The following is a 21,857-nucleotide window of genomic DNA, read 5'->3' as shown; positions in this document are numbered from 1 at the left end:
GTCGGCTAGAGCGGGCTGTCGAGCCACGAGTAGTCGACGCCGATCCAGCCGCCGGCCAGGCTGAGCGTGCCCAGCAGCCACAGCGTCATGACCACGATCGCGCCGGTCGTGAGTGCTCCCGCGCCCCGCACCACCAGCGACTGCTGCCCGAACCAGTGCATGAACCGGTCGTAGCGGCCCCGCGCGAAGTGCAGCAGACGGTGAGCCCAGGCGAACTCCGAGGCCAGGATCCCGAGGCCGGCGAAGACGATCAGCCAGCCCGGTCCGGGGTAGGGGATGGCGACGACGCCGGCCAGCAACACGAGCGCTCCGAAGGTACCGACGGTGATGCGGTACGTCAGATTCAGCGACGGGCGCGTCTCGATGCGCCGGCGCCAGCGGAGCCACCGCTGCTTCAGCCGACGCAACGGGGATATGTGGGTCCGGGCCCCGACCCGGTCGGGCGCAACCGCGTGCCGAATCCGTCCTTCACTCACGATCTACCGAGCCTGCTTCTCGTCATACCTGGGTGCCGTGCACGGCAGGGTCGTCTTCCAGTCTACCGACGACCGGCGGGTACGGCGGGGCCCGGAAACGCGGACCCGCACGTCGCGGCCGGTCCGATCCGCGTGGTCAGGCTGCCGCGGCGTCCGTCGGGGCGGGATTCGCGGCGGTGAGCCGGTCCAGGTAGGCGGTGAAGACGGTGCCGAGGGCGACCGCGGTCTCGATCGTGTCGAGCCCCCGTATCGCCGCCACGAAGGACTCGTAGACGATGGCTGCTGCCTGCGACGGGAACAACCCGCCCTCGTCGGCGGTCAGCACCCGCACCGCGTCGTCCACGCTGCCTTCCACCGCGCCGGCCACCGATCCGTGCAGCGGCACCGCGGCCGCCGCGGCGATCAGGGCGTCCGCCAGCGCGGAGGAGGGGAACGCCACCGCAGCCGGTGCGATCACCCGACGGAACATCGTTACGTTCGCCATGTCGAACCTCCCGTGGAATCTCCCGAGCCGTTCTGTCGAGTGGTACCCGTGCGGGCACGCTGTACACAGTGCCCGAGGGGACCGACAAGTTCCGCTGCCGGCGAGCGACTCGTCACGCCGCCAGGACGCGCCGGGCATCGGCACGTCCGGCATGCATGAACTCCGGCCAGTCCCGGGTGCCGAGGAACTGCCGGTAGAAGCCGACGCCTCGCACTTTCTCGTACGGAACCGGCTCGATCATCGTGACCCGCGACGCCGAGCGCAGCCGCGCCAGGTTCTCCCGCGCCAGCTCGACCTGCTGGGACGTGCGCACCTGACCGGCGATGTAGAGGATGCTCGCGCGGCGCTCGGCCCAGCCGGTGGCGTCCTCGCCTTCGAAGCCGGGTGGGTAGAAGCCGTTGACGGCGAGGGTGACCTCGCACGGCTGCTCGAGGTCGAGCAGCGGGTGGACGGGGAAGATGTCGACGATCCCGCCGTCACACCAGTGGAATCCGCCGAGCTCGACGGGTGCGACGAACAGCGGCAGCGCGACCGCCATGTGCACGGCCCGGGCCACGGGCAGGTCGGGATACGTTCGTGGCCCGAGGTATTCGAGCCGGTTCTGTTCGATGTTCCAGATCGGCGCGTAGGCGGGTACGGGCATCGCGGCGAGCGTCATGTCGCCGAGCAGGCGCCGGTACGTGGCCTCGATCGCATCGCCGCGCAGGATGCCGGCGAATCCGCGGCCCACCGTCGGTGCGACGGCGAGCAGGCGACGCCAGTCGACGTCGAGATAGTCCTCGGGATCCAGCGCGAGGGTGAACTCTGCGACCTCCTCGGCGGGGACTCCCGCTGCGATCGGGAAGCCGAACAGCGCGGAACCGGAGCACAGGGAGATCACCGCCGGCCGGATCCCACCCTCCTCCATCGCCCGGGCCACACCGACCAGAGACGCGAGTGCTCCGCTGCCCCCTGTCGCGGCCATCGCGATCCGATCCCCCTCCTGCAGCCCGACCCGGAAGGGCTCGAACCGGGGAAAGGGGTGCAGTTCCCGGTCCGGCGTGGCCGAGGGCCGCTGCAGGGCCGCCCGCGCGACGTCGACGAGAAAACCGGCGTCGCTGCGCACGCCTTCGACCACGTCACGACCGCGGGAGAGGAGGTCGAAGTACTGGCGCACCCGGAAGATGTCGAGGACGGTGTCGAGCATGCCTCGACTGTGCGCGCGTGCCACACCGCGGGCCAGGGTCCTCGGTCCCGAATCCGTGCGGGATGCCCGCCGCGCAGCGGCTACCGGCCGGGGACGCGGCCCGGTTGTGCCGCGGTGCGGAGTTGATAGCGCCGTTCGGCGTAGTCCAGGTCGTCGCGCCACAGCCGGGTGGCCGTGTGCCGCATGAGGGGGCGGAGGGCGGCGGCGGCGCGCCGGGTGGCGATGCCGAACCCGGGGCGAGGGGAATCGGCGACGACGGCCTCGACGATCGCGGTCCGGGGCCGCCCGTCCGGTCCGGCACCGAGGGGCGTCGCGTGGGTCTCGACCACGCTGCCCACGCCCTCGCCCGACACGATCCGCATGACGACGGTGCGCGGGTCCGGGCTGGTGAATTCGGCGCGCACCGGCACACCGATCCGGCCGGCGACCCGGAAGGTGACGTCGACGAGGAACCGGTCCTCGCCGTCCGCAGTGCCGCGGGTGGAGGGAGCCTCGACCACCTCCAGGCGGGCGAACGAATACGGGTGGAACCAGGCGCCGTGCCACGGGTCGAGGCGGTTGGCGACGATGTCGGCCGGTTCGCACACACCGACGAGGGTGGCCACCGCGGCGATGCGGGACCCGGCCGTCGGGCGAGTCGGGACGATCGGCAGTTCCGTCGGCTCCTCGCCGCCGACGTGATCGAGACGGACCCACACGAGCACCCCGTCGTCGTGGCTGGGGAAGGGCTTCCAGCCGTAGGCGCCGTCGGCGTCGAGGCGCAGCCCGTGCCAGCGGCAGACCAGCGCGCCGCAGTCCACCGCGGCCAGCGCCATCGGGGCGCCGAGGTGGGGGCAGGCGCCGGGGCCGACGAGCACCCGGTCGCCGTCGCGCCAGGCGACGAGTTCGATGCCGGCGATCGTGATGCCGAAGGGCCGGTCCGCGCCGATCTCACGGCTGGCCGCCACGACGTACCAGTTGCCGGACGGCCGGCGCTGGGCGCGGTCGAGGACGGCGGAGATCAGCTCGGGCCGTGCACCGCGGTAGGTGGGTTGCTGCGCGGCCCAGCGGTCCGGGTCGATGGGCCGGACGGGCCAGGTGTCGGGCCAGCGCCGGTACAGCGGATCGAGCACGCTCATGCGGGGTGCCTTTCCAGGGCGGCGAGCCGGCGCAGGACGGGTGAACGGCCCTGCGTGGGCACCGTATACAGGTCGTGTCCGGCCACACCCCATTGCGCGAGAAGGGAATTCGCGGCGTGCCACCCGGTGGTGGCCGCGCGTTCCATGAGGGCCACCGGCAGGTCGATCCGGATGCCGTCGCCGGCGAGCATCAACCGTTCGTGCGGGGTGCGGACGGTGGGCCGTCGCGCGAAATCGCCCACCCCGAACAACGGACAGTCCTGACGCCAGAGGGTGCGTTCCTCGACGACGCGGGCCGCGGCGGTCTCGGGATAGATCGCGTGCAGGCGCGCGAGCACCTGGGCGCGCACGTCGTCGGGCGAATGTGCCCCGCCGACAGCATCTCCCGTCGCGGCGTACGCGTGCAGTTCCACGACCGAGCCGCCGGTGCGGCGAGTCCAGGCCCGGGCCTCCTCCTCGTAACGGTCGAGCACGCTGACATTGTCGAGCGGGCGCAGGCCGCCGGTGCCGAGAAATGCCGGGCGGTCCGCGGCGACGGGACGGTCCAGCCACAGGCGCTGCACCAGGAACGGGGGCGCGGAACGCAATCGGTCCACCCGGGAACGCCATCCGGGATCGCCGAGATCCGGCGAGGCGTCGACGAGGGCGCGCAGCCCGGCCACGTCGAGCGCGAGGACGAGGCCGTCGGCGTCGATGCTGCCGCCGGTGCCGTCGTGGACGCGGAAGGTCCGGGTACCGCCGAGTTCGACGCCGGTCACCGCGGTGGACGTCCGGATGCGCGCGCCGTGTCCCGCGAGGTACCGGCCGAGCGGCTCCCACAGGGTGGTGTCGAAGTTGCCGGTGGCCACGTCGAAGAGCAGTCCCTCGGCGGAGCCGAGGAAGTAGATGTGGAACATCGTGGCCAGCTCGGCGGCCGACATGCCGGCCGGGGGAGCGAAGAAGCTGCGCGAGAACACCTCGAACGCCAGATGGTTGGCCGCCTCCGGAAAGCGGATGCGCTGCAGGAACGTCTGTGCATCGACGTCGTCGAGCCGGTCGTAGATCTCCGGCACGGACACGGTCGCCAGCGGGGCCGCCGCCCGCACGTCGATGCGCACCAGGTCCTGCAGCCGGAACGTGGGGCTTCGCAACGCGAACACCAGCGCGTTCCACGGAGGGGTGTTCGGGATCCCGCGAAAGGTGTCGCGCCGGCCCTCGCCGTCGATGAGCGGATAGTCGTCGACCGCCGTCAGCCGTTGCAGATCCGGGTCGGTGCGGCGCAGCAGCCGGCGCAGGTTGTAGTACTGCCGGAAGAAGGCGTGGAACCCGCGGTTCATCGCGATCCCGGTGCCGTCGTCGAGCCGCTCGTGCCACCCGCCGACCCGCCCGCCGAGGTGAGCCTCGCGTTCGAGCACCTCGACCTCCACGCCGCGCTCGGCGAGGGCGGTGGCGGCGGTCAGCCCCGCGATGCCCGCGCCGACGACCACCACTCGGGGCCGCTGCGGCAGATGCCCGGTGTCCGGCGCACCCCGAGAGGCGGCGTGGTGGGCGATCCGCCGATCGCTGCCGACGGCACCGTTCATATAGCTGCCCTCCTGCGGCGCCGGTCCGAATCCGGCCGTCCTGGTCGAACAGTGGCGAGGCCGAGCCTACCGCGGCAAGGCCCCCGGCGACGGCCGACGCGGTCAGGCGCCGAGCCGGGCCGCGTGCGACGCGACGGTCTCGAGATGCTTGTCCGCGGTGCTCAGATCCAGGTGGGCGTCGCTGAGGCCATCGATGACCTCCCGCAGGTTGGCCTCGGCGGCGTCGTCGTCCGGTACCGGATCCACCAGGTCGAACGCCTCGGCGAGGGAGCGCACGCGCCGGTCCAGGGCCTGTAGATCCGTACGCAGTTCGGCGACCTGCCGGAGGAGATCGTTCATCGTGCTCCCTCCCCGTGCTGTGCGGCCGGCGACGGTCCGGGCGCGAGCATTCGGCCGCACGCTCACGGTAAGCCGGAACCTGGGACCTTCGAGGCGGAACGGGCGGTCCGGGAAGTGACGTCACGAGATAGGCTCGACTGTGCGCGTGTGTCGGCGAGCGCATGCGGCAACCGGGTGAGGACGAAGGCAGTGGAACGGCTGAAGTCCCGGAGGGGCGTGGACTTCTCCGGGGCGCGTAGCCGACACCGGGTGGGAGAAATGTGAAGAGAACCGCCGGCCTGTCCCTCCTGGTAGTGCTCTGCCTGGCGAGTTGTTCGGATGGCGGCGGGCCGCAGGTTCGGCCGTCGCCGCCCGCGACCGTCCCGGCGGCCGCAGCGTGCGACGTCACCGAGAGCGCCGGCCATCGCTACATCTCCGCTGTCGGTCGTGACGGCCGCTACTTCGAAGATCAGCATGGCGATCCGATCCTGATTCGCGGAGACTCGCCGTGGTCCGGCCTGGCGGACTGGTCGCCCGAGCAGGCCGAATCGTACTTCGCGAATCGTGAGGCCCACGGGTTCAACGCATCGATAATCTCTGCGGTCGCCGTCCCCGACAACGGCGGGCCGAGCGAGGAGGGAGCGACCTTCGACGGCATCCGACCGTTCGTCGACGGTGACATCACGGCGTGGAACGAGCGGTACTGGGCGCGTGTCGACGAGTACCTGCGGATCGCCTGCCGGCACGGGAACACGCTGTTCCTCTACCCGATGGACGGGTGGAACATTTCCGACGTGTTCGCATCGGCGACTGCCGAACAGGCCGCCGTCTACGGCCGGATGTTCGCCCAGCGATACGCTCGGTTTCCGAACATCGTCTGGATGACCGGCGGGGACTATTCTCCCGAGACAGACGATCCCGCTGCGGGTTCCGACTCCGACCACGTGTTGCGCGGCATGCTCCAAGGGATCAGGGCGGCCGGCTCGGACAAGCCGTTCTCGATACAGCTGGGACCCCAGAAATCGCTCTCGACGGACAACCCCTTCTGGGAACCGTTGGCGGACTGGAACTTCGTCTACACATATCTGCCGACGTACAAGGCAGTGCTGGACGGTTACCAGCGACCGGCGGGCGCCAGGGACCCGCGTCCCGCCGTCTTCTCGGAGGGAAACTACGAGGGCGAGAACAACCAGCCCGACACGGCGCCGACAACCGACGAGACCCTTCGGCGCCAGGCTCTGTGGGCGTTGACCTCCGGATCACCGGGGGAGTTTCGTGGCTCCGACGACTGGGAGTTCCGAGACGGCTGGGAATCGCGCCTCGACACACCCGCCGTCACACAGCTCGAGGCCATTCGTGATCTGTGGGCCTCGTGGGCCTGGTGGCAGTTGGTGCCGGACGTCGACGAGCCGTTCGTGCTCGACGGGCGAGGCACCCGATCGACGGACGACGAGATGGTGGACGTCCTGGACGACGACTACGTCACCGCTGCACGCACCCCGGACGGCTCGCTCGCCGTCGTCTATGTGCCGACGCAGCGCACGATCCGGCTCGACCGTGCACTGATTCCGCCGGGAGCGACACTCGGCTGGATCGATCCCGCCGATGCCGCCGCGCCTTCGCTGCCGGCGGAGATCGATCGGGACGGATACGTGGCCACCCCGGGGACGAACGTCGACGGCGACCAGGATTGGCTCCTGGTGGTCGAGGCGTGAACGGGGAGCCGGGTCCGCGCGTCAGATCATGATGGCGGCGATGGCTACGGCCACCAGGACGGACGCTGCGACTGCCAGCCCGAGAAGCACCGAACCGGTGACGGCGACCGCCATGGCTGCCGCCACCATGCACGCACCTGCCGCCGTGCCGGACGTGTGCCGGAGACGCGAGTAGGACTCGCCGGCGTCGTCGTCGATATCGGTCCGTAACCGGTGCCGACCCTCGCATGTATGGACCACTGATGTACCCCCTGCCGTACCACAGTGTGATCGCTCTCACATTATGCACTCATTTGTATCGCATCACAAAACGATTTCGCCAGTCGAACGCGTATCCGGATCGTCGCGGTGCTCCTCTCGTCCCCTGTTCGTGCACCGAGGGTGTGAATTCCGTCCGGGCTGGGTATCGGATACGGAGTCGGCAGGAAAGGAGACGGGCGGATGGAGACGGAACGACAGGGCGGCAACGACGAGCCTCTGGTCGCGCACCCCGTGGTGGCTTTCGTGCTGGACGGCGTGCTGGTGCTGGCCGTAGCCGTGGTGGGGATGTGGATGTTCGGTTCGCTCCTCTGGGCGGCACTCGGCGGGGCGTTCTGCGCGGCCACGCACCTGCTGTGCCGGGCCACGGGGAACTGCGGTGCGCCCTCGCGCTCCACGGTCACGCAGCCGGAGAAGCAGAAGTCGGTCCCGGTGGCCACGGACGTCCGAGCCGAGGTCGCACAGGCGGCCTGACGCTCGGTCCCGCGGGTTCGAGTCGCACGCTCACGACGCGTCCTCGCTGCGCGAGTTCGTCGGTCACGGGTACCGATCCCTTCCCCGGGCAACGATGTTCCGAACGTTACCGTAGGTCTCCGGCAGCAGAGGAGACACGGAACCGCCTCCGCGGGGTGTCGTCGCGGCCTATCGTAGGCGTGCGGATCTCGTATGGGAGGACCCATGGCCGAACCGGTGTTCGAGGAGTCGCAGGGCGCGGGCGGACCGCCGCAGTTCGAGGGACTGCGTGCCATGTTCGTCAACTGCACGCTCAAACGATCGCCCGAGACCAGCAACACGCAGGGGTTGATCGATCGCAGTGTGGCGTTGATGGAACGCGAAGGTGTCAAGGTGGACCAGATCCGGGCCGTCGACCACGACATCGCGACGGGCGTGTACCCCGACATGACGGAGCACGGATGGCCGAGCGACGAATGGCCGCAGTTGTTCGACCGGATCCTCGCCGCGCACATCCTCGTCATCGCCGGGCCCATCTGGCTGGGTGACAATTCGTCGGTCACCAAGAAGGTCGTCGAACGTCTCTACGGCTGTTCCTCGCTGCTCAACGAGCACGGCCAGTACGCGTACTACGGCCGCGCGGGCGGTTGCCTGATCACCGGCAACGAGGACGGCGTCAAGCACTGCGCGATGAACATCCTCTACAGCCTCCAGCACCTCGGATACGTGATCCCGCCGCAGGCCGACGCCGGCTGGATCGGGGAGGCCGGCCCGGGTCCCTCGTACCTCGATCCGGGGTCGGGCGGCCCGGAGAACGACTTCACCAATCGCAACACCACGTTCATGACCTACAACCTCATGCACACCGCCGCACTGCTCGTGCGGGCCGGCGGCTTTCCGGTGGGTGGCAACCAGCGATCGCTGTGGGACGCCGGGTGTCATCCGTCGTTCGAGAACCCCGAGCATCGGTGATGCCGGCACAGATCGGCGAGCGGGGGCCGGGGGCCGTGTGGTGCGCGCTCCTCCCGCTCGTGGTGCTCGTCGCCACCGGCTGTGGGGCGACGGGCGAGAGCTCCTACGATGTCGTCCCGGCGTCGGAACCTGCGGTGACCACGGCCGGCGAGCCGACGGTGATCACCACGGCGAACGGTCCCATCGGTGAAATGCTCTTCGACCGGAGGGACCAGGCGATCTACATCTTCGACCGGGAGGCAGGCACGGTCCCCGACTGCTACGGGGACTGTGCCGTGGCGTGGCCGCCGGTGCTCACCGTCGGTGCTCCCGTTGCGGCCGGTGACGCCGACCAGGGGCTGCTGGGCACCACGTCGCGCTCCGACGGGACCGCTCAGGTCACCTACGCCGGGCACCCGCTGTACTTCTATGCCGACGAGGAGCCCGGACAGGTGCTGTGCCACAAGGTCGAGGAGTTCGGCGGCCTGTGGCTGGCGATAGACGAGGCCGGCGTGCCACTCCCGTGACCGGGGTGACCGTCCGGTGGTGTTCTACCGCCGCCCGGGCGAACGTGAGCGGGTACCAGGAGTGACGGGTGCGCACCATTCGAACCCGCTATATCGGTCTGCGCACCAGATTCCTTGTTGCGCAGCATATCTCGAGCGACGGTCCTCGTTCGGTGAGGGGCTTCCGCGGACCTTGGCCTGCGCGTCGAGTGCGGCTACCAGTACTGATGCCGTCTTCCGTCGGTGTCGGCGACGAAGATGACCGCGTCGGCGCCGTCCAGGTCTGCCGGGCCCAGCGGGATGTGGCCGGGCACGATCGGTTCGCCCGTGCCCATCGACGGGGCAAGCGCGGCGCGCAGGGCCGGTGCCGGGAACAGGGCGCGGCGGGTGGTCGCCTCGGCCAACACGCCCTGGAGGGTGCCCGGATCGCTGTCGGGGTTGGCGTCGGTGGCCAGGAACACATAGCGCTCGCCGAGGGTGAGCCCGACGAGCGCGCCGGCGCTCCCCCAGCTCACCTCGCTCTCGCCGACCGGCATGTGGGACTGCGCACGCTGGAGGTGAACGTTGTGCGCGAACACCAGACTCGGCCCGCGTCGCTGCTCCTGGGCAACGATCGCGAGCAGGTTCTCGGCCATCATCTCGGCGCGCAGGCTGAGCAAGGTCGCGATGCGATCGGGTGCGGGACTGGCCATGGCGGCGTGATAGCGCAGCAGGCCCTGGGCGGTGCGCGCGTGCGCGACGGCGTGGTCGTAGCCGGTCGGGTCGGCGGAGCGCAGGCCGGGTGCCGCGCGGCGCAGGGCGCTGGCGAGGTCGTCGGCGACAATGCGCAGGGCGCGAGCGCGATCGGAGTCGCCGACGGACGCTGCCGGGTCGAACATGGCCGCCTGGTTCGTCCAGTCCGCGTCCTCGCCGAGCAGCGCGTCGAGGTCGCGGACCGATGCGGGCCGCAGCGCCGCGGGCAGGTAGTCGTTGGCCGAGGACAGTGCGCGTCGCGGGCTCGGCGCCCCGGAGAACTCCAACGGCGCGTCGAAGCCGTGGAAGCGAACCCGATCCTGCTCCGCGCGGCCGGCATTGTGCGCGCGGAGCCATTCGACGAGTTCGCGGTTGCCCGGCACCGCGCCGAACCCGTGGCTGAACCCGGTCGCGAGCACCGTGTCGATCTCCGCCGTTCCCCCGGCCACGTAGTCGTCGACGACGGACGCGGCGAAGACATCGGTCTCCAGCACGATCGACCGGTACCCCCGTTCGACGAGGTGACCGAGGAGTTCGTTGCGCAGAAACGGGAACGCCTCGATCCCGTGGGTCGGCTCGCCGAGGGCGAGCAGGGTCGGCGGCTCGGGCCGCGTGGCGAGCAGTTCGTCGAGGGCGCGGCCCAGGCTTGCCGGGTCGTCGAGTTGGCGGCCGATTCCACGCAGTGCTGCGGCAGTAGACATGAACACCCCTTGTCGGAAGGAACTGCCCTCGACGATATCGTTGAAGAATCGGGTGAAACTTCTGCGATTCCGACCAGGAATCCGGAGGTAGAAGCCTCAATCGGAGGTGCACGTTGCGACCCATCGACCTCGCCCGGGAACACGGGTTGTCCGCACAGGCGATCCGCAACTACGACGACGCGGGCATCCTCCCGCCGACCGAGCGCAGCGAGACCGGCTACCGGCGCTACACGCCCCTGCACGCGCAGGCTCTACGCGCCTTCCTCGCGTTGCGCGGCGGCCACGGGCACCGGCAGGCAACAGACATCATGCGTTCAGTCAACCGCGGCGACACCGAGTCCGCCTACCGGCTGATCGACGCCGCGCACGTCGCGCTGCTCGCCGAACGCGGCACCCGCACCGAGGTCGCAACGGCCCTGGGCGCCCTGTCCACCACGGCACCGACTGCTGTCCGCGGTGGACCGCTGACTGTGGGCGAACTCGCCCGCCGACTCGGCGTGCACCCGGCCACGCTGCGCACCTGGGAGACCCAGGGCATCCTGCGCCCCGACCGCGACCGGGCAACGGGCTATCGCGAATACGGACCGGACTGCGTGCGCGACGCCGAGATCGCACGGCAACTGCGCCAGGGCGGCTACCCGCTGTCCCAGGTCGCCCGGTTCCTCGAGTCGCTGCGCACGGCGGGCGGGGCGGACGCGTTGGCCGCCTTCCTCGGCTCCTGGCAGGACCGGCTGACCACGCGCAGCCGCAACCTTCTCGCCGGCGCGGCCCAGCTCGATACCTACCTCACCATGCTCGATCGGACACAGCAGGGGTGGCCGACGACGTAGTGAGGGCAGGGGTCGAATCCTGGGACCATCCGCGCAATGCTGCCCAGGAAATACACCGCGCGCCCCGGTGAACGCGCTTGCGAGCTCGTGGGCGACGCGGTCACCAAGCCCTGGAGTGAACGCTGCTGCGGTATTCGGTCCTGCCGGTGAGGTCCCGTGGCCGGTGGACACCCGCCCGGAGCCCTCGGCGGCTGCGGCGAAGCGTTGTGAGCCCGGACGCGTAGGGGATCGTCGAGTGTCCTGTCCCAGGAGCGAATTCGACACGGCTGCCGTGTGAGCGAATTCGGAGGCACCTTTGAAGGTGGACGCTGTCGATTCTCGAATTGAGAACCGAATTGATCCCTACGCAGGCCAGAGGGGCAGCCGAGCGGCAGGTTGCGACGGATCACAGTTACGTTTGCATGAAATTGCCACGTCGAACCTGTTTCATCGCCAAGTTTTTCACGATCGATCGGTGTCCGGAAGCACACTGCGGCCCAATGGGAGACCGCACGGGATTCGCCGTAGCAACCCGATGAGACGCTCTCTCGCGGCGTTGTTCCGGCAGGAGATCCGCCAGGGTCGACACCTGGGACTTGCGTACCTCCAGGACCATTCGGCCGTGGCTGCCAAACACTACGCCGCTCGGCCGACCGTCCCGCAGCCCGACTCCAGGCGCGCGATCACCGTGCAGTTCCGCTGGCCGAATCAGATCCGCAGGCGCCGCGCGAGGGTGCGCGGTCGAAGGAATTGCCGCGGTGCACGATAATCGGCTCACGATTCGGAACGGGTAAGGAGGCGCATGACCACGGTTGGCGACATCGCTGATCTTGCGGGCCTTCGTGCCCTCACACCCGACGCCGTCGCGCGCATGCGCAACGTTCCCGTGAAGACGCTGCGCCAGATCGACCCGAGCGCACCGATCAGCTGCGGCGAGTCCAGCATCGCCTACCTTCCGTCCGCGGTGTGGGCGTCCCTCTCGTCGCCGGAGTCGACGGCAGGCGCGCTCCGTGCAGAAGGCGCCGTCGCGGTGATCGTCGACAACGACGACTGGGACCTTCCTCCGGAGTTCCTGACGGAATGTGTTCGCCAGTCGATTCCCGTGTTCGTGCTGCCCAGTTCGCTCCCGTTCTCGCGACTCGGGACGGTGCTCGATCCGAATGCGAGCTCCGTGGCGAAGCCGGCGGACACCGATGCCGACACCCTCCGCGACGCACTCGACGCCTTCGTCGCGGGCGGTGACGTCCGGGCATGGCTGGTGATGCAGGGGTGCGTCCTCACCAGAGCGCCGACGGTGGACATGGAGTTCCTCGCCAGGGCCACGGCGCGGCCGCCGGTTCCTCTCGACCGGATCTCGGCGTCCGCTGCCGTAATCCACACGGTGCTGCCCTCGTCGGGTCACACCATGGTCCTCGCGAATCCGAGCCGCACCGGGTGGGACGTACGACTGGTGCGCCGGCTCGCCGAACGGCTCGATGCCTGCGTCCACGCCGTCGAGGTCGCCCGATCAGCACGCCGGCAGTCGGAGAACGCGCTCGTCCGCGAACTGATCACCGCCACGGTCGCTGCCGAGGCTCTCGACCCCTGGGCGCATTCGCTCGGGCTGGAGCCCGGGAGCCGGATACGGGCGGTGGCCATCGTGGCGGCAGAGCCTGCCGGCTTCCGCGCCGAGCCGGCCGTCGCCGCGCTGCAGGATCTTGGGCTGCGCGCGGACGGGACGTGCGTGGCCGGAGCGCACGACGACGGCGCATACGCGCTGATCACAATGGACGGCGGCACCGGACCTGGTGGCGTCGACGACGGACCTGCGTTTGACCACCACCTGGAGGTACTCAAGGCCCTCTTCACGCGGCGGCACGGAGCGGCGGCGGCGGTCGGCACCAGCTCGTGCGTGCTGCGCGGAAGCGACGACCTGGTGCGCGCGCTGATCAGTGCGCGACAGCTGGCCGAGCGGGACGCCCGCGCGGCGCGCACCGGCGGGCACTCGGTACCGTTGCCCGCGCCGTTGGCGGCGACCCTGCTCGCCGCGGAACCGCGGCTGGCCGCGGTGCTCGATCGCGCGCTGCTGAAACCTGTCGTCGACTACGACGACCAGAAGGGGTCACGGTATCTCGAAACGCTGCGGACATTCCTTGCCCTGGACGCGCATTGGGGCGCTACCGCCGCGGAACTCGGGATCCACATCAACACTCTCCGGTACCGGCTCGCGCGCATCGAGCGGCTGACGGGGCGAGGGCTTCACACCACCGCCGACCGCACCGACTTCTATCTGGCTCTTGTGCTGCGGGAGTCAGGTGGTGGCGATTAGCGGCACGCTTCCCGGCCACCACGGCTCGGGAAGCCGGGACGGAAACTCCGCGACCACGTCATAGTCGCCCCCTGTCACCCGGCCCACGTAGGACGGGTGCGCACTGTAGTGGTTGCTCCGGAAGAAGAACGGCAGCCCTTCGGGATTGCCGTCGAATCGAACGCAGAGCAGCGCCTCGGACAGGTCCGACGGGTTCAGCGACGCGGCCTGTTCCGCGGCGAGCCGGAGCGCATGTACAGCGTTGTACGCACCGACCTGTGCCGCGTGGGTGCGGGTCTGTCCGCGGATGTCGACGAGGGACTGCCGGTATGCCGCGTTGACCTGTGTGTCGAGCCGGGAGAAGTAGGTGCCCACCATGTAATGGCCGTCGGACACCTCGGGCGGCATGTGCCCCAGGTCGATCGCCGTGGTGACCGTCGCGGCGATGGGCAGGGCGTCCGACGTGTACCCGGCTCGGTGGAACTGGGTGTAGAAGCTCGCGGTCGAGTCGCGCCCGACGAGGTTGCACACGATCACCGACGGGCGCTTGCGCCCGATGTCGTCGAGCACGGCCGCGAAGTCGGTTTCGCCCAGGGGCGCATACCAGTCGCCCACGGTGTCGACGTCGTGGTACGCGCCCAGCTTGCGGATCGCATCGCCGAGCACCCGAGGGTAGATGTAGTCGGAGCCGACGATGTAGATCCGCCGGCCCAGGGTCGAGGCGATCCACCCGAGGTAGTCGGTGATGTACTGGTTGGGCGCTGCACCGCAATAGAAGACGCGCGGATCGGTCTCCTCGCCCTCGAAGTACGTGGGGTACATCAGCAGGGACCGGTTGGCGTGGATCGCGGGGCGCATCGCCACCCGGCTCGCCGACGTGTACCCGCCCACCACCACGTCGACCGATTCGTCCCTGCAGAGATGGTCGATCCCGCGTACGGTCAGCGCGACCTCGGAACGATCGTCATAGATCGCGAAAGTCATCTCCTCGCCGAGGATTCCCCCTCCGGCGTTGATCTCGTGCACCGCGACCAGGGCGCCGTCGAGGATGGATCGCTCCATCTCGGCTTGTGCACCGCTGAGTGAATACAGCATGCCGAGCTTCACTCGTTCGCTCCTCTCGGGCGGAGGTGTCGACCTCATGGCAGTCGTTGTCACTCTACGTGCCCGGCCGACGCCCCACACAGCGCGCGGCTGCGGGGTGGGCGGAGCCGCTTCCGGGGTGTTTCGATTAGGTGACCATCGATTGCGTCTGCATGTCGGTCACCTGCCCGTTACGCAACCGGTGCCGGTGTTTCCGCAGCTGAGCGCGGCGCGGCCGGTGCCGGGGTGTGTGAATCTCCAGTATCCGCGCCGGAGCGGTCGTCGGATGGGCCAATTGTTGCGGGCGGCTCGGACGAGTTTCGTTACCTCAGGTCAGTGACACAGCAGAGGAGGCCGACATGACCGAAGCCATCAGCAGGCCGGGGAAGATCCGCACCGCGGTCGACATCGGCGGAACCTTCACCGACGTGTTCGTCCAACGGGAGGACGGGCGCATCGTTACCGCGAAGTATCCGACACAGGCCGATCCGATCGAGGGTGTCCTGGCCGGTATGCGGCAAGCCGGCATCGACTGGGAGGACGTCGAATTCTTCTCGCACGGAACGACGATCGCGACCAACGCCCTCATCACCCGCAACTTCCCCAAGGTGGCGCTGGTGACCACCGAGGGATTCCGCGATGTCATCGAGATTCGCCGGGGAGACCGCGAGTCCTGGGATCCCTACCAGGAGGTCGCGAAGCCCTTCGTGCCGCGCCGCCACCGACTCACAGTGCGCGAGCGCATCGGTTATGACGGAACCGTTCTCGAACCGCTCGATGAGGAACAGGCCAGGGACGTCGCACGCATCCTGCTGCGGCGTGAGGTGGAGACGGTGGCCGTGTGCTTCGTCAACTCGTTCACCAATCCCGCTCACGAGAATCGTATGGCGGAGATCCTCGCCGAGGAACTTCCGGGTGTGGCGATCACGACATCGAGCGACGTCCATCCCGAGATCTTCGAGTACGAACGATTCTCGACCACCGTGGCGAACGCCGCCTTGGTTCCGATCATCGGTCCCTACGCACGCACGCTGGAGGACCGCCTCGCCGAGAACGGCTACGCGAACGACGTCTTGCTGCTGCACTCCGGTGGCGGGGTGATGACACCGAAGATGGCCGAGAAGTACGGCGCGCGACTGGCGGCCTCCGGGATCGCCGCCGGCGCAATCGCCAGTCGCCACATCGCGCGAATGTGTGGCTACGAGAACTCGATCGGGTTCGACATGGGTGGCACGTCGACGGACGTCTCCCTCACCGACAACGGCGTGCTCGGCACCACGAACATGTGGAGCGTGGAGTTCGGCTACCCGATCTGCTTCCCGAGCATCGAAGTCCTCACAATCGGCGCGGGCGGCGGTTCGATCGCCTGGCTCGATGATGCGGGATCGCTGCGCAACGGGCCGCAGTCGGCCGGCTCGGACCCGGGGCCCGCCTGCTACGGCGGCAGCGGCGTACTGGCCACGAACACCGACGCCAACCTGATCCTCGGCACCGTGGGCAAGAAATTAGCGGGCGGTGTGAAGGAACTCGACGAGTCGCTTGCGCGTGCCGCGGTCGCGCGGGTCGCCGAGCCGCTCGGGCTCGATGTCGAAACAGCCGCGCAGTCGATCATCAAGGTGGCCAACGCCAACATGGCGGACGCCGTCCGCCTGATCTCCATCCGCAAGGGGCACGATCCGCGGGACTTCGCCCTCGTTGGCTTCGGCGGAGCGGGACCGCTGCACGCCGCGTACCTCGCCAAAGATCTGGGCATCCCGACGGTCATCATCCCTCCTCACCCGGGCGTGACGTCCGCCATGGGCTGCATGCTCGTCGACATCCAGCACGACCTCACCAAGATGTACCTGGCGGACGCCGCGGACGCCGACCTGGACCACCTCGCGGAGTCGTTCCGCGAACTCGAGCAGCAGGGGCGCGAGCGACTCTCCGCGGAGCACGTCGCCGAATCGGACATGATCTTCGAGTACTACCTCGACATGAGGTATCTCGGACAGTGGCGAGCCATCGCAGTGCCCGTCACAGTGCCGTTGACGACGCTGGACGGCGTCGTGGCCACCTTCCACGCCACACATCTGCGGGAGCACAACTTCTCATCGGAGGACGCGGGCGTGGAGATCTACCGGATCCTCGTGCGCGCCGTCGGCCTCACGCCGCGCAGGGACGTGCAACCGGCGGAACTGATCGATCCCGCCGGATTCGTCCCCGCGCACACCGAAATCCGGCAGGTCCTGTTCCCGGACGAGGTAGGTCGCCTCGACACGCCGGTGTACGACCGCGCCGACCTGCTGCCTGGGGCGGTGCTGTCGGGGCCCTGCATCGTCGACCAATTGGACTCGACCACCGTCGTCCCGCCGGGCACGACCGCCCGAGTCGACGAGTGGGGAAATCTCATCCTCGAGTACTCCGCATAGCCCATATCCGGCTGCAATCGAATTCGCGAAAGGGGATTGTCCATCATGGCCACTTCACTGGATCCGGTGACCTTCGAAGTTCTCAAGAACGCCTTTATCAACACCGTCGACCAGATGGCGGAACAGATTCTGCGGACGTGCTACTCGTTCGTGATCTACTCGCGCGACTTCTCCTCCGCGATCTGTGACACGGAGGGCAACACCGTCATGCAAGGGACGGGCGACATCGCCGCGCACGTCGGCACCCTCCACTACACTGCCAAGTCCGTGATCCGGCAGTTCGAGGGCGACATCCACCCGGGCGACGTGTTCGTCATCAACGACGTGTACGAGGGCGGAAGCCACTTCAACGACACCCGGATCATCCGGCCGATCTACTACGAGGGCGAACTGCTCGGCTATGCGCAGGCGAACGGGCACTGGGCGGACGTCGGTGGCGCGACCCCAGGTTCGTTCAACGTCAAGGCACTCGACCACATGGGGGAGGGGTTGCGCATCCCACCGACCCGCCTGTGGAGCAAGGACGAGTTCCTGGTCGACGTCGCGCAACTCATCGCCAAGAACACCCGCAACCCGCGTGACATCATCGGCGACATGCAGGCCCAGGCGGAGGCCACCCGGGTCGCCGAGCGCGAGATCCAGCGCCTATGTGACAAATACGGCGTCGAGACGATCAAGACCGCGATGGCGGAGGTGCAGGACTACGTCGAAGATCTGACCCGCGCCAAGATCGCCGAACTACCCGACGGCGTGTGGTACACCGAGGACTACATCGACCAGGATCCGGCGCTCGGCGAGGGACTGATTCCCGTGACCATGCGGATGACGATCTCGGGCGACTCGGTGCACTACGACCTGAGCGACTCACACGCGTCCATCTCGTCGATGCTCAACGCCGGCTTCGGTGGTTCCTTCGCCGGGATCGTTGCCGGGACGAAGATGCAGTTTCCGGACATCCCGCTCAACTCCGGGTTCTACCGTGTCGTCACCGCGGACCTCGGGCCGCTCGGGTCGGTGGTCAATGCGGACTGGCCGTCGCCCTGCGCTGGCTTCTGCTCGGGGCCGTTCGAGAAGATCATGAGTTCGGTCTTCGAGATCTGGTCGGACATCCTGCCGCACCGCGCGATGGCCTGCACGTTCAACCTCGAGTACCTGCTGGTGGGCGGTCGCGACGGGCGCGAGAACGGCAACCCGAATTTCATGTGGTACGACTGGATGATGGGTGGCTGGGGCGCCCGCAACGGTGCGGACGGCTACAACGCGTCCGCCGCCGTGTTCGGTGTCCAGTACGGCACCCAGCCGTTCGAAGGCCAGGAGCGTCTCGCGCCCGTTCTCACGTCGTGCCACGATCTGGTTCCCGACTCCGGCGGACCGGGCAAGTACCGGGGCGGGCTCGGTGCGGAGAAAGGTGGAAAGCTGTGGGCCAGCAGCAACACCGTGATGTCCTACTGCTGCGACCGTGAGCGTTCGGTCACGTGGGGACTGTGGGGCGGTCTTCCCTCCATCCCGCACGGTGTCTGGCTGAACAAGGGCACTGACGCGGAGCAGTACCTGGGTTCGATCTTCGCCGCCGTCCCGATCAAGTCCGGTGACGAGTTCAGGCGGCCCTCGGCCGGCGGCGGGGGGCTTGGTGACCCGCTCCAGCGGGACGTGAACGCCGTCCTCGAGGACGTAATCGACGGCTACGTCACCATCGAACGCGCGGAGAAGGACTACGGGGTCGTCGTGAAAGAGATCGACGCCGAGGTCCTCGAGTACGAGATCGACAGCACGGCAACGGAAAACGCGCGCGAGTACATCCGCACCCATCGACACGCCTGGATGGAGCGCGATCCGCAGGAGGTGTCGGAAGAGTACCGGTCCGGCCTCGTCAACGAGATGGACTGCGTCCGGCAGTACGGGGTGATCCTCGACTGGGGCAGCGGTGAAGTGCTCGTCAACACCACCGACCAGTTCCGGGCGATGCTGCGGCGTCGCACGATCGTCCATTGGACCGACGATCCGTCGGTGGAGTACGTCAAGGGAACGCTCGCGATCACAGAACCCGCCGCGGTCTGACCCGCCGCACCAGCACCGATCACGCCCGGGTGCCCGAGTTTCCGCCGGGCACCCGGGCTCCAGGTCGACATCTGTATCCAAATGGCAACGGCGCCAAAGACCTCTGCATCCAAGGAGTATTCATGTCACTTTCGCCGCACTTGGGTACGAGTGAAGTGCCCACACTGATCGTCTCCTCCCACGACGACCCTAAGGTCCTCGAACGCGCTGCCGCGGAAGACTATTCCCTCCACATCGTCCCACTCTCCTGGCGGAGCGGACCTCTGTCGGTGTCGATGGCATGGTTCGGGCTGATGAGCGCCATGTTCTGGGTAGTGGTCGGAAGCACCGTCACCCTGTCCGTGGGCACGGTCGACACGATCATCGGCATCGGGCTGTCCACCATCAGCTACGGCCTGATCAACTCGATCGCCGCGCGGTACGCCGCCAAGACCGGGACGAGCGTGGCCCTGTTCTCCCGCGCACTCTTCGGCCGGGCGGGTTCCGCCTTCGCGGCTGCCCTGTTCGGTGTCACGATCACGTACTACGTCGTCGCGGAGGGGGCCATCGTGGCCAGCGCGCTCCACGCCTACCTCCCCGCCGTCCCGATCGCGGTATGCGCACTCATCGTCGTCCTGTACCAGGCGCCCCTCGCCATGCGCGGCGTGACCACATGGCTGGACAAGATCAACGGGGTGCTGCTCCCGCTGTACCTCGTCGGCCTCGTCGGCTCGGTGATATGGACCATCGCCCGCTACGGCTACAGCAACGACTGGCTCACCTACGAACCGGACGACGCGGTCGATCTCGGTGTCCCGGGCTGGTGGTTCGCGTTCACCGTGTACATGGGTGTCTGGGTGGTGACGATGATGGCATGGGACTTCGCCCGGTTCGGCCGGCCCGAGGACGCACGGTTCAACGGCCGCGTGATCTTCGGTACCCCGTTTTACGTCATGACGCTGCTGGTGAACGCAGTCGTGGGTATGTTCCTCGCGCACACCATCGACATCGAGGGGCCGCTGAGCGAGGAGTCCGCGATCCTAGGGATCGTCGCGATGATGGGATTCTGGGGACTGCTGTGGGTGGTGGTCAGCCAAACCCGCGTCAACACGGGGAACTTCTACCTCGCCTCGACGAACCTGCAGAACTTCTTCGCGAGAGCATTCCGGCTGACGCTGCCGCGGGTGTTCTGGCTGGCCGTGGTGGCTGTCGTCGTGTACGTGATGATGCTGACGAATGTGCTGACCTGGATCCTGCAGGCGCTGAGCTATCAGGGCGTCATCATCGTCAGCTGGGTCGCGATCGCGCTGACCCACATCCTCGTCGCCTCCGTGCGTGACGGGTCACGGTTCGCGGCGGCCGAGTTCCGGCCGGGACGGGTACCTTCGGTGAACCCGGCGGGCGTGTTCGCCTGGAGCGTCTCGTCCGTGACAGGAATCGTGATGGTCGCGTTCGGCGGCGCCGCGGGGACGGTGTGGGCTCCTGCCGTCAGCTGTGTGCTCGCGGCCGTCTGTTATGCGATCGCACTGCGGATCTCGAAACCCTCCTGGTTCACACTCGACCGTCCGTTCGATCCGCGGGAGGAGGTCGCTGACCCCTGGGAGTCGCGGGTACAGTGCCACCGCTGCAGTGACTCGTACATCGCCTATGAGATGGACCGTGATCCGTCCGCGGGACATCAGGCCATCTGCCTGGCCTGCGCGTCGGATTCCTCTGACTTCCTGCGGGCGGCGGACGCCGAGGCCGCGGCCCATCGCTCCCTCACCGTCGAGCCCGCATCCCGGGTGGTCGGTTCGGGATCGTAACGGCACGAACGTCCGATTGCCGGACACCGGGATCGGTGTCCGGCAATCGTCGTTGCCGGTTCTCGGCCGGAACGGACACCGCCGCTCCGGTGGTGGCGGGCTGCACCCGCGGGACTCGGTAGGGCAAGCTGCACCATCAGCCCGGCGCCCACGCGTGGACCATCGCGCCGAAGCCGATCAAGCCGTAGTCCAGGATCGGCATCCACGGTTCGGTCGTGAGCAGGGCCATCGTCGGCGAGCCCGACGTGATCAGCACCGCGCCGACGGTGAGGAGGAACTTGGAACACGAAGTGCGCGGCGTACATGCAGCCGACGACATCAACTGATGAGCCAAAGATGCTGTTACTGCCGAGCCGGATCGGGAGCATCACAAACCCGCAGGCAAGGGTCCGTGGCCGGTGAAGGCGCAGTTGCGGTGCAGCGATGGGGGCGTCGTGTGCGCTGCTCCTATTGCCGATCGCTGGAGGCGTGGCGACTGAGCGCTCACAGTCCAGCGGCGTCGGCAACTTCAACAGCTTTGGTGATCCACAAGTCGACCTGATCCACATCGGGTGTGCCGGTAGCCGCCTTGTTCTGAGGTTGGTTGAGAGCACGGCGCATAATGTCTTCGGCGATGGCGAGCGTGAATTGCATCCCGTCGTCGAGACCATTGGCGAGGCGCGTGGCGCTGGTGAAGTCACCGTGGGCAATCTGCCCGAGACGTTCCGGGCCGGGTCACGCGCCGGCTCACCCCGATCGAGCAGGCCGAGCGGGACGTCAGGGTGAAGGCGCTCCGGGTCTGTGACCTGGTTCCGGATCCTCTCCGTCGGCACAACTCACGGCTGGACCTTCCCTCGGACCTCGACCGGACCTAGGAGCCTGAAGTGCCCACCCTCGACGCGCCGGAGTGTGACTGCGCTACCGCACTGTCGGCGAGGGTCCTCGTTGGTATCGGCGATGGCTCGGCCACCGACGTAACTGCCTGG

The 21,857-nt window shown here is 68.3% G+C and carries 18 protein-coding genes; 9 read left to right on the top strand and 9 right to left on the bottom strand.

The window, feature by feature from the left end; genetic code table 11:
* Nucleotides 1–5: 5 nt before the first annotated feature.
* The 6 genes from OCS65_RS25485 to OCS65_RS25460 all read right to left on the bottom strand — a co-directional run bounded on the left by OCS65_RS25485 (nucleotide 6) and on the right by OCS65_RS25460 (nucleotide 5,165).
* Entirely contained in the window at nucleotides 6–407 is a 402-nt protein-coding gene (locus tag OCS65_RS25485) for a TIGR02611 family protein (RefSeq protein WP_006943381.1), read from the bottom strand.
* Between the two features lie 205 nt (nucleotides 408–612).
* Nucleotides 613–960, bottom strand: coding sequence for a hypothetical protein (locus OCS65_RS25480; protein ID WP_006943375.1), 348 nt, complete (start codon nucleotides 958–960; stop codon nucleotides 613–615).
* Between the two features lie 112 nt (nucleotides 961–1,072).
* Nucleotides 1,073–2,146: a patatin-like phospholipase family protein gene (locus OCS65_RS25475; protein ID WP_263508024.1), complete on the bottom strand. Its 1,074-nt coding sequence runs from the start codon at nucleotides 2,144–2,146 to the stop codon at nucleotides 1,073–1,075.
* An 80-nt stretch (nucleotides 2,147–2,226) separates the two neighbouring features.
* Nucleotides 2,227–3,264, bottom strand: coding sequence for a DUF5914 domain-containing protein (locus tag OCS65_RS25470; RefSeq protein WP_029540827.1), 1,038 nt, complete (start codon nucleotides 3,262–3,264; stop codon nucleotides 2,227–2,229).
* On the bottom strand, nucleotides 3,261–4,826 hold the full coding sequence (locus OCS65_RS25465; protein ID WP_006943365.1) for an FAD-dependent oxidoreductase: 1,566 nt from the start codon (nucleotides 4,824–4,826) through the stop codon (nucleotides 3,261–3,263). The genes OCS65_RS25470 and OCS65_RS25465 overlap by 4 nt, the downstream gene beginning before the upstream one ends.
* Before the next feature lie 102 nt (nucleotides 4,827–4,928).
* Nucleotides 4,929–5,165: a hypothetical protein gene (locus tag OCS65_RS25460; RefSeq protein WP_006943364.1), complete on the bottom strand. Its 237-nt coding sequence runs from the start codon at nucleotides 5,163–5,165 to the stop codon at nucleotides 4,929–4,931.
* 260 nt (nucleotides 5,166–5,425) lie between these two features.
* Here OCS65_RS25460 and OCS65_RS25455 point away from each other — a divergent pair, with 260 nt between their 5' ends.
* The 4 genes from OCS65_RS25455 to OCS65_RS25440 all read left to right on the top strand — a co-directional run bounded on the left by OCS65_RS25455 (nucleotide 5,426) and on the right by OCS65_RS25440 (nucleotide 9,048).
* Entirely contained in the window at nucleotides 5,426–6,859 is a 1,434-nt protein-coding gene (locus OCS65_RS25455) for a glycoside hydrolase family 140 protein (protein WP_231772032.1), read from the top strand.
* Nucleotides 6,860–7,300: 441 nt separating this feature from the next.
* The gene (locus tag OCS65_RS25450; protein WP_043797559.1) at nucleotides 7,301–7,591 is read left to right on the top strand and encodes a hypothetical protein; all 291 of its coding nucleotides are present in this window, start codon (nucleotides 7,301–7,303) and stop codon (nucleotides 7,589–7,591) included.
* A gap of 204 nt (nucleotides 7,592–7,795) precedes the next feature.
* Nucleotides 7,796–8,542 carry a flavodoxin family protein gene (locus tag OCS65_RS25445; protein ID WP_043797557.1) on the top strand — a complete coding sequence of 249 codons (747 nt, stop codon included), beginning with the start codon at nucleotides 7,796–7,798 and terminating at the stop codon, nucleotides 8,540–8,542.
* Nucleotides 8,542–9,048 (top strand): COG4315 family predicted lipoprotein, encoded by a 507-nt coding sequence (locus tag OCS65_RS25440; RefSeq protein ID WP_006943359.1) that lies wholly within the window; start codon nucleotides 8,542–8,544, stop codon nucleotides 9,046–9,048. The genes OCS65_RS25445 and OCS65_RS25440 overlap by 1 nt, the downstream gene beginning before the upstream one ends.
* 194 nt (nucleotides 9,049–9,242) lie before the next feature.
* Here OCS65_RS25440 and OCS65_RS25435 read toward each other — a convergent pair whose 3' ends face one another.
* A complete protein-coding gene (locus OCS65_RS25435) occupies nucleotides 9,243–10,460 on the bottom strand; it encodes an erythromycin esterase family protein (RefSeq protein WP_043797661.1) in 1,218 nt (405 codons plus the stop codon).
* A gap of 113 nt (nucleotides 10,461–10,573) precedes the next feature.
* Here OCS65_RS25435 and OCS65_RS25430 point away from each other — a divergent pair, with 113 nt between their 5' ends.
* Both OCS65_RS25430 and OCS65_RS25425 read left to right on the top strand, forming a co-directional pair.
* Nucleotides 10,574–11,290 (top strand): MerR family transcriptional regulator, encoded by a 717-nt coding sequence (locus tag OCS65_RS25430; protein ID WP_050034547.1) that lies wholly within the window; start codon nucleotides 10,574–10,576, stop codon nucleotides 11,288–11,290.
* Nucleotides 11,291–12,071: 781 nt separating this feature from the next.
* Nucleotides 12,072–13,577 (top strand): PucR family transcriptional regulator, encoded by a 1,506-nt coding sequence (locus OCS65_RS25425; RefSeq protein ID WP_231772031.1) that lies wholly within the window; start codon nucleotides 12,072–12,074, stop codon nucleotides 13,575–13,577.
* Here the strand turns inward: OCS65_RS25425 and OCS65_RS25420 are convergent.
* Complete coding sequence (locus tag OCS65_RS25420) at nucleotides 13,560–14,663, bottom strand: transporter substrate-binding protein (RefSeq protein WP_231772030.1); 1,104 nt, start codon at nucleotides 14,661–14,663, stop codon at nucleotides 13,560–13,562. The two genes, OCS65_RS25425 and OCS65_RS25420, sit on opposite strands and share 18 nt — an antisense overlap.
* Nucleotides 14,664–14,998: 335 nt before the next feature.
* Between OCS65_RS25420 and OCS65_RS25415 the strand changes: the two genes are divergently transcribed.
* The 3 genes from OCS65_RS25415 (at nucleotide 14,999) to OCS65_RS25405 (ending at nucleotide 20,892) form a co-directional block, all read left to right on the top strand.
* The gene (locus tag OCS65_RS25415) at nucleotides 14,999–17,050 is read left to right on the top strand and encodes a hydantoinase/oxoprolinase family protein (RefSeq protein WP_050034549.1); all 2,052 of its coding nucleotides are present in this window, start codon (nucleotides 14,999–15,001) and stop codon (nucleotides 17,048–17,050) included.
* Between the two features lie 45 nt (nucleotides 17,051–17,095).
* Nucleotides 17,096–19,108, top strand: coding sequence for a hydantoinase B/oxoprolinase family protein (locus OCS65_RS25410; RefSeq protein WP_231772029.1), 2,013 nt, complete (start codon nucleotides 17,096–17,098; stop codon nucleotides 19,106–19,108).
* Between the two features lie 293 nt (nucleotides 19,109–19,401).
* Nucleotides 19,402–20,892 carry a purine-cytosine permease family protein gene (locus OCS65_RS25405; RefSeq protein WP_144414998.1) on the top strand — a complete coding sequence of 497 codons (1,491 nt, stop codon included), beginning with the start codon at nucleotides 19,402–19,404 and terminating at the stop codon, nucleotides 20,890–20,892.
* A gap of 483 nt (nucleotides 20,893–21,375) precedes the next feature.
* Here OCS65_RS25405 and OCS65_RS25400 read toward each other — a convergent pair whose 3' ends face one another.
* Nucleotides 21,376–21,525, bottom strand: a complete 150-nt coding sequence (locus tag OCS65_RS25400) for a hypothetical protein (protein ID WP_158507551.1) — start codon at nucleotides 21,523–21,525, stop codon at nucleotides 21,376–21,378.
* Nucleotides 21,526–21,857: the final 332 nt, after the last annotated feature.

The organism is Rhodococcus aetherivorans, assembly GCF_025722975.1.
GTDB classification, from domain to species: Bacteria; Actinomycetota; Actinomycetes; order Mycobacteriales; family Mycobacteriaceae; genus Rhodococcus; species Rhodococcus aetherivorans.
The sequence above is the reverse complement of the archived record's forward strand: the minus strand, read 5'-3'. Positions and strand labels throughout refer to the sequence as shown.

Coding starts and splice junctions, on each gene's coding strand:
- OCS65_RS25480 (WP_006943375.1), bottom strand. CDS start 960: ATGGCGAACGTAACGATGTTCCGTCGGGTGATCGCACCGGCTGCGGTG.
- OCS65_RS25475 (WP_263508024.1), bottom strand. CDS start 2,146: ATGCTCGACACCGTCCTCGACATCTTCCGGGTGCGCCAGTACTTCGAC.
- OCS65_RS25470 (WP_029540827.1), bottom strand. CDS start 3,264: ATGAGCGTGCTCGATCCGCTGTACCGGCGCTGGCCCGACACCTGGCCC.
- OCS65_RS25465 (WP_006943365.1), bottom strand. CDS start 4,826: ATGAACGGTGCCGTCGGCAGCGATCGGCGGATCGCCCACCACGCCGCC.
- OCS65_RS25460 (WP_006943364.1), bottom strand. CDS start 5,165: ATGAACGATCTCCTCCGGCAGGTCGCCGAACTGCGTACGGATCTACAG.
- OCS65_RS25450 (WP_043797559.1), top strand. CDS start 7,301: ATGGAGACGGAACGACAGGGCGGCAACGACGAGCCTCTGGTCGCGCAC.
- OCS65_RS25445 (WP_043797557.1), top strand. CDS start 7,796: ATGGCCGAACCGGTGTTCGAGGAGTCGCAGGGCGCGGGCGGACCGCCG.
- OCS65_RS25440 (WP_006943359.1), top strand. CDS start 8,542: ATGCCGGCACAGATCGGCGAGCGGGGGCCGGGGGCCGTGTGGTGCGCG.
- OCS65_RS25435 (WP_043797661.1), bottom strand. CDS start 10,460: ATGTCTACTGCCGCAGCACTGCGTGGAATCGGCCGCCAACTCGACGAC.
- OCS65_RS25425 (WP_231772031.1), top strand. CDS start 12,072: ATGACCACGGTTGGCGACATCGCTGATCTTGCGGGCCTTCGTGCCCTC.
- OCS65_RS25415 (WP_050034549.1), top strand. CDS start 14,999: ATGACCGAAGCCATCAGCAGGCCGGGGAAGATCCGCACCGCGGTCGAC.
- OCS65_RS25410 (WP_231772029.1), top strand. CDS start 17,096: ATGGCCACTTCACTGGATCCGGTGACCTTCGAAGTTCTCAAGAACGCC.
- OCS65_RS25405 (WP_144414998.1), top strand. CDS start 19,402: ATGAGCGCCATGTTCTGGGTAGTGGTCGGAAGCACCGTCACCCTGTCC.
- OCS65_RS25400 (WP_158507551.1), bottom strand. CDS start 21,525: ATGCAATTCACGCTCGCCATCGCCGAAGACATTATGCGCCGTGCTCTC.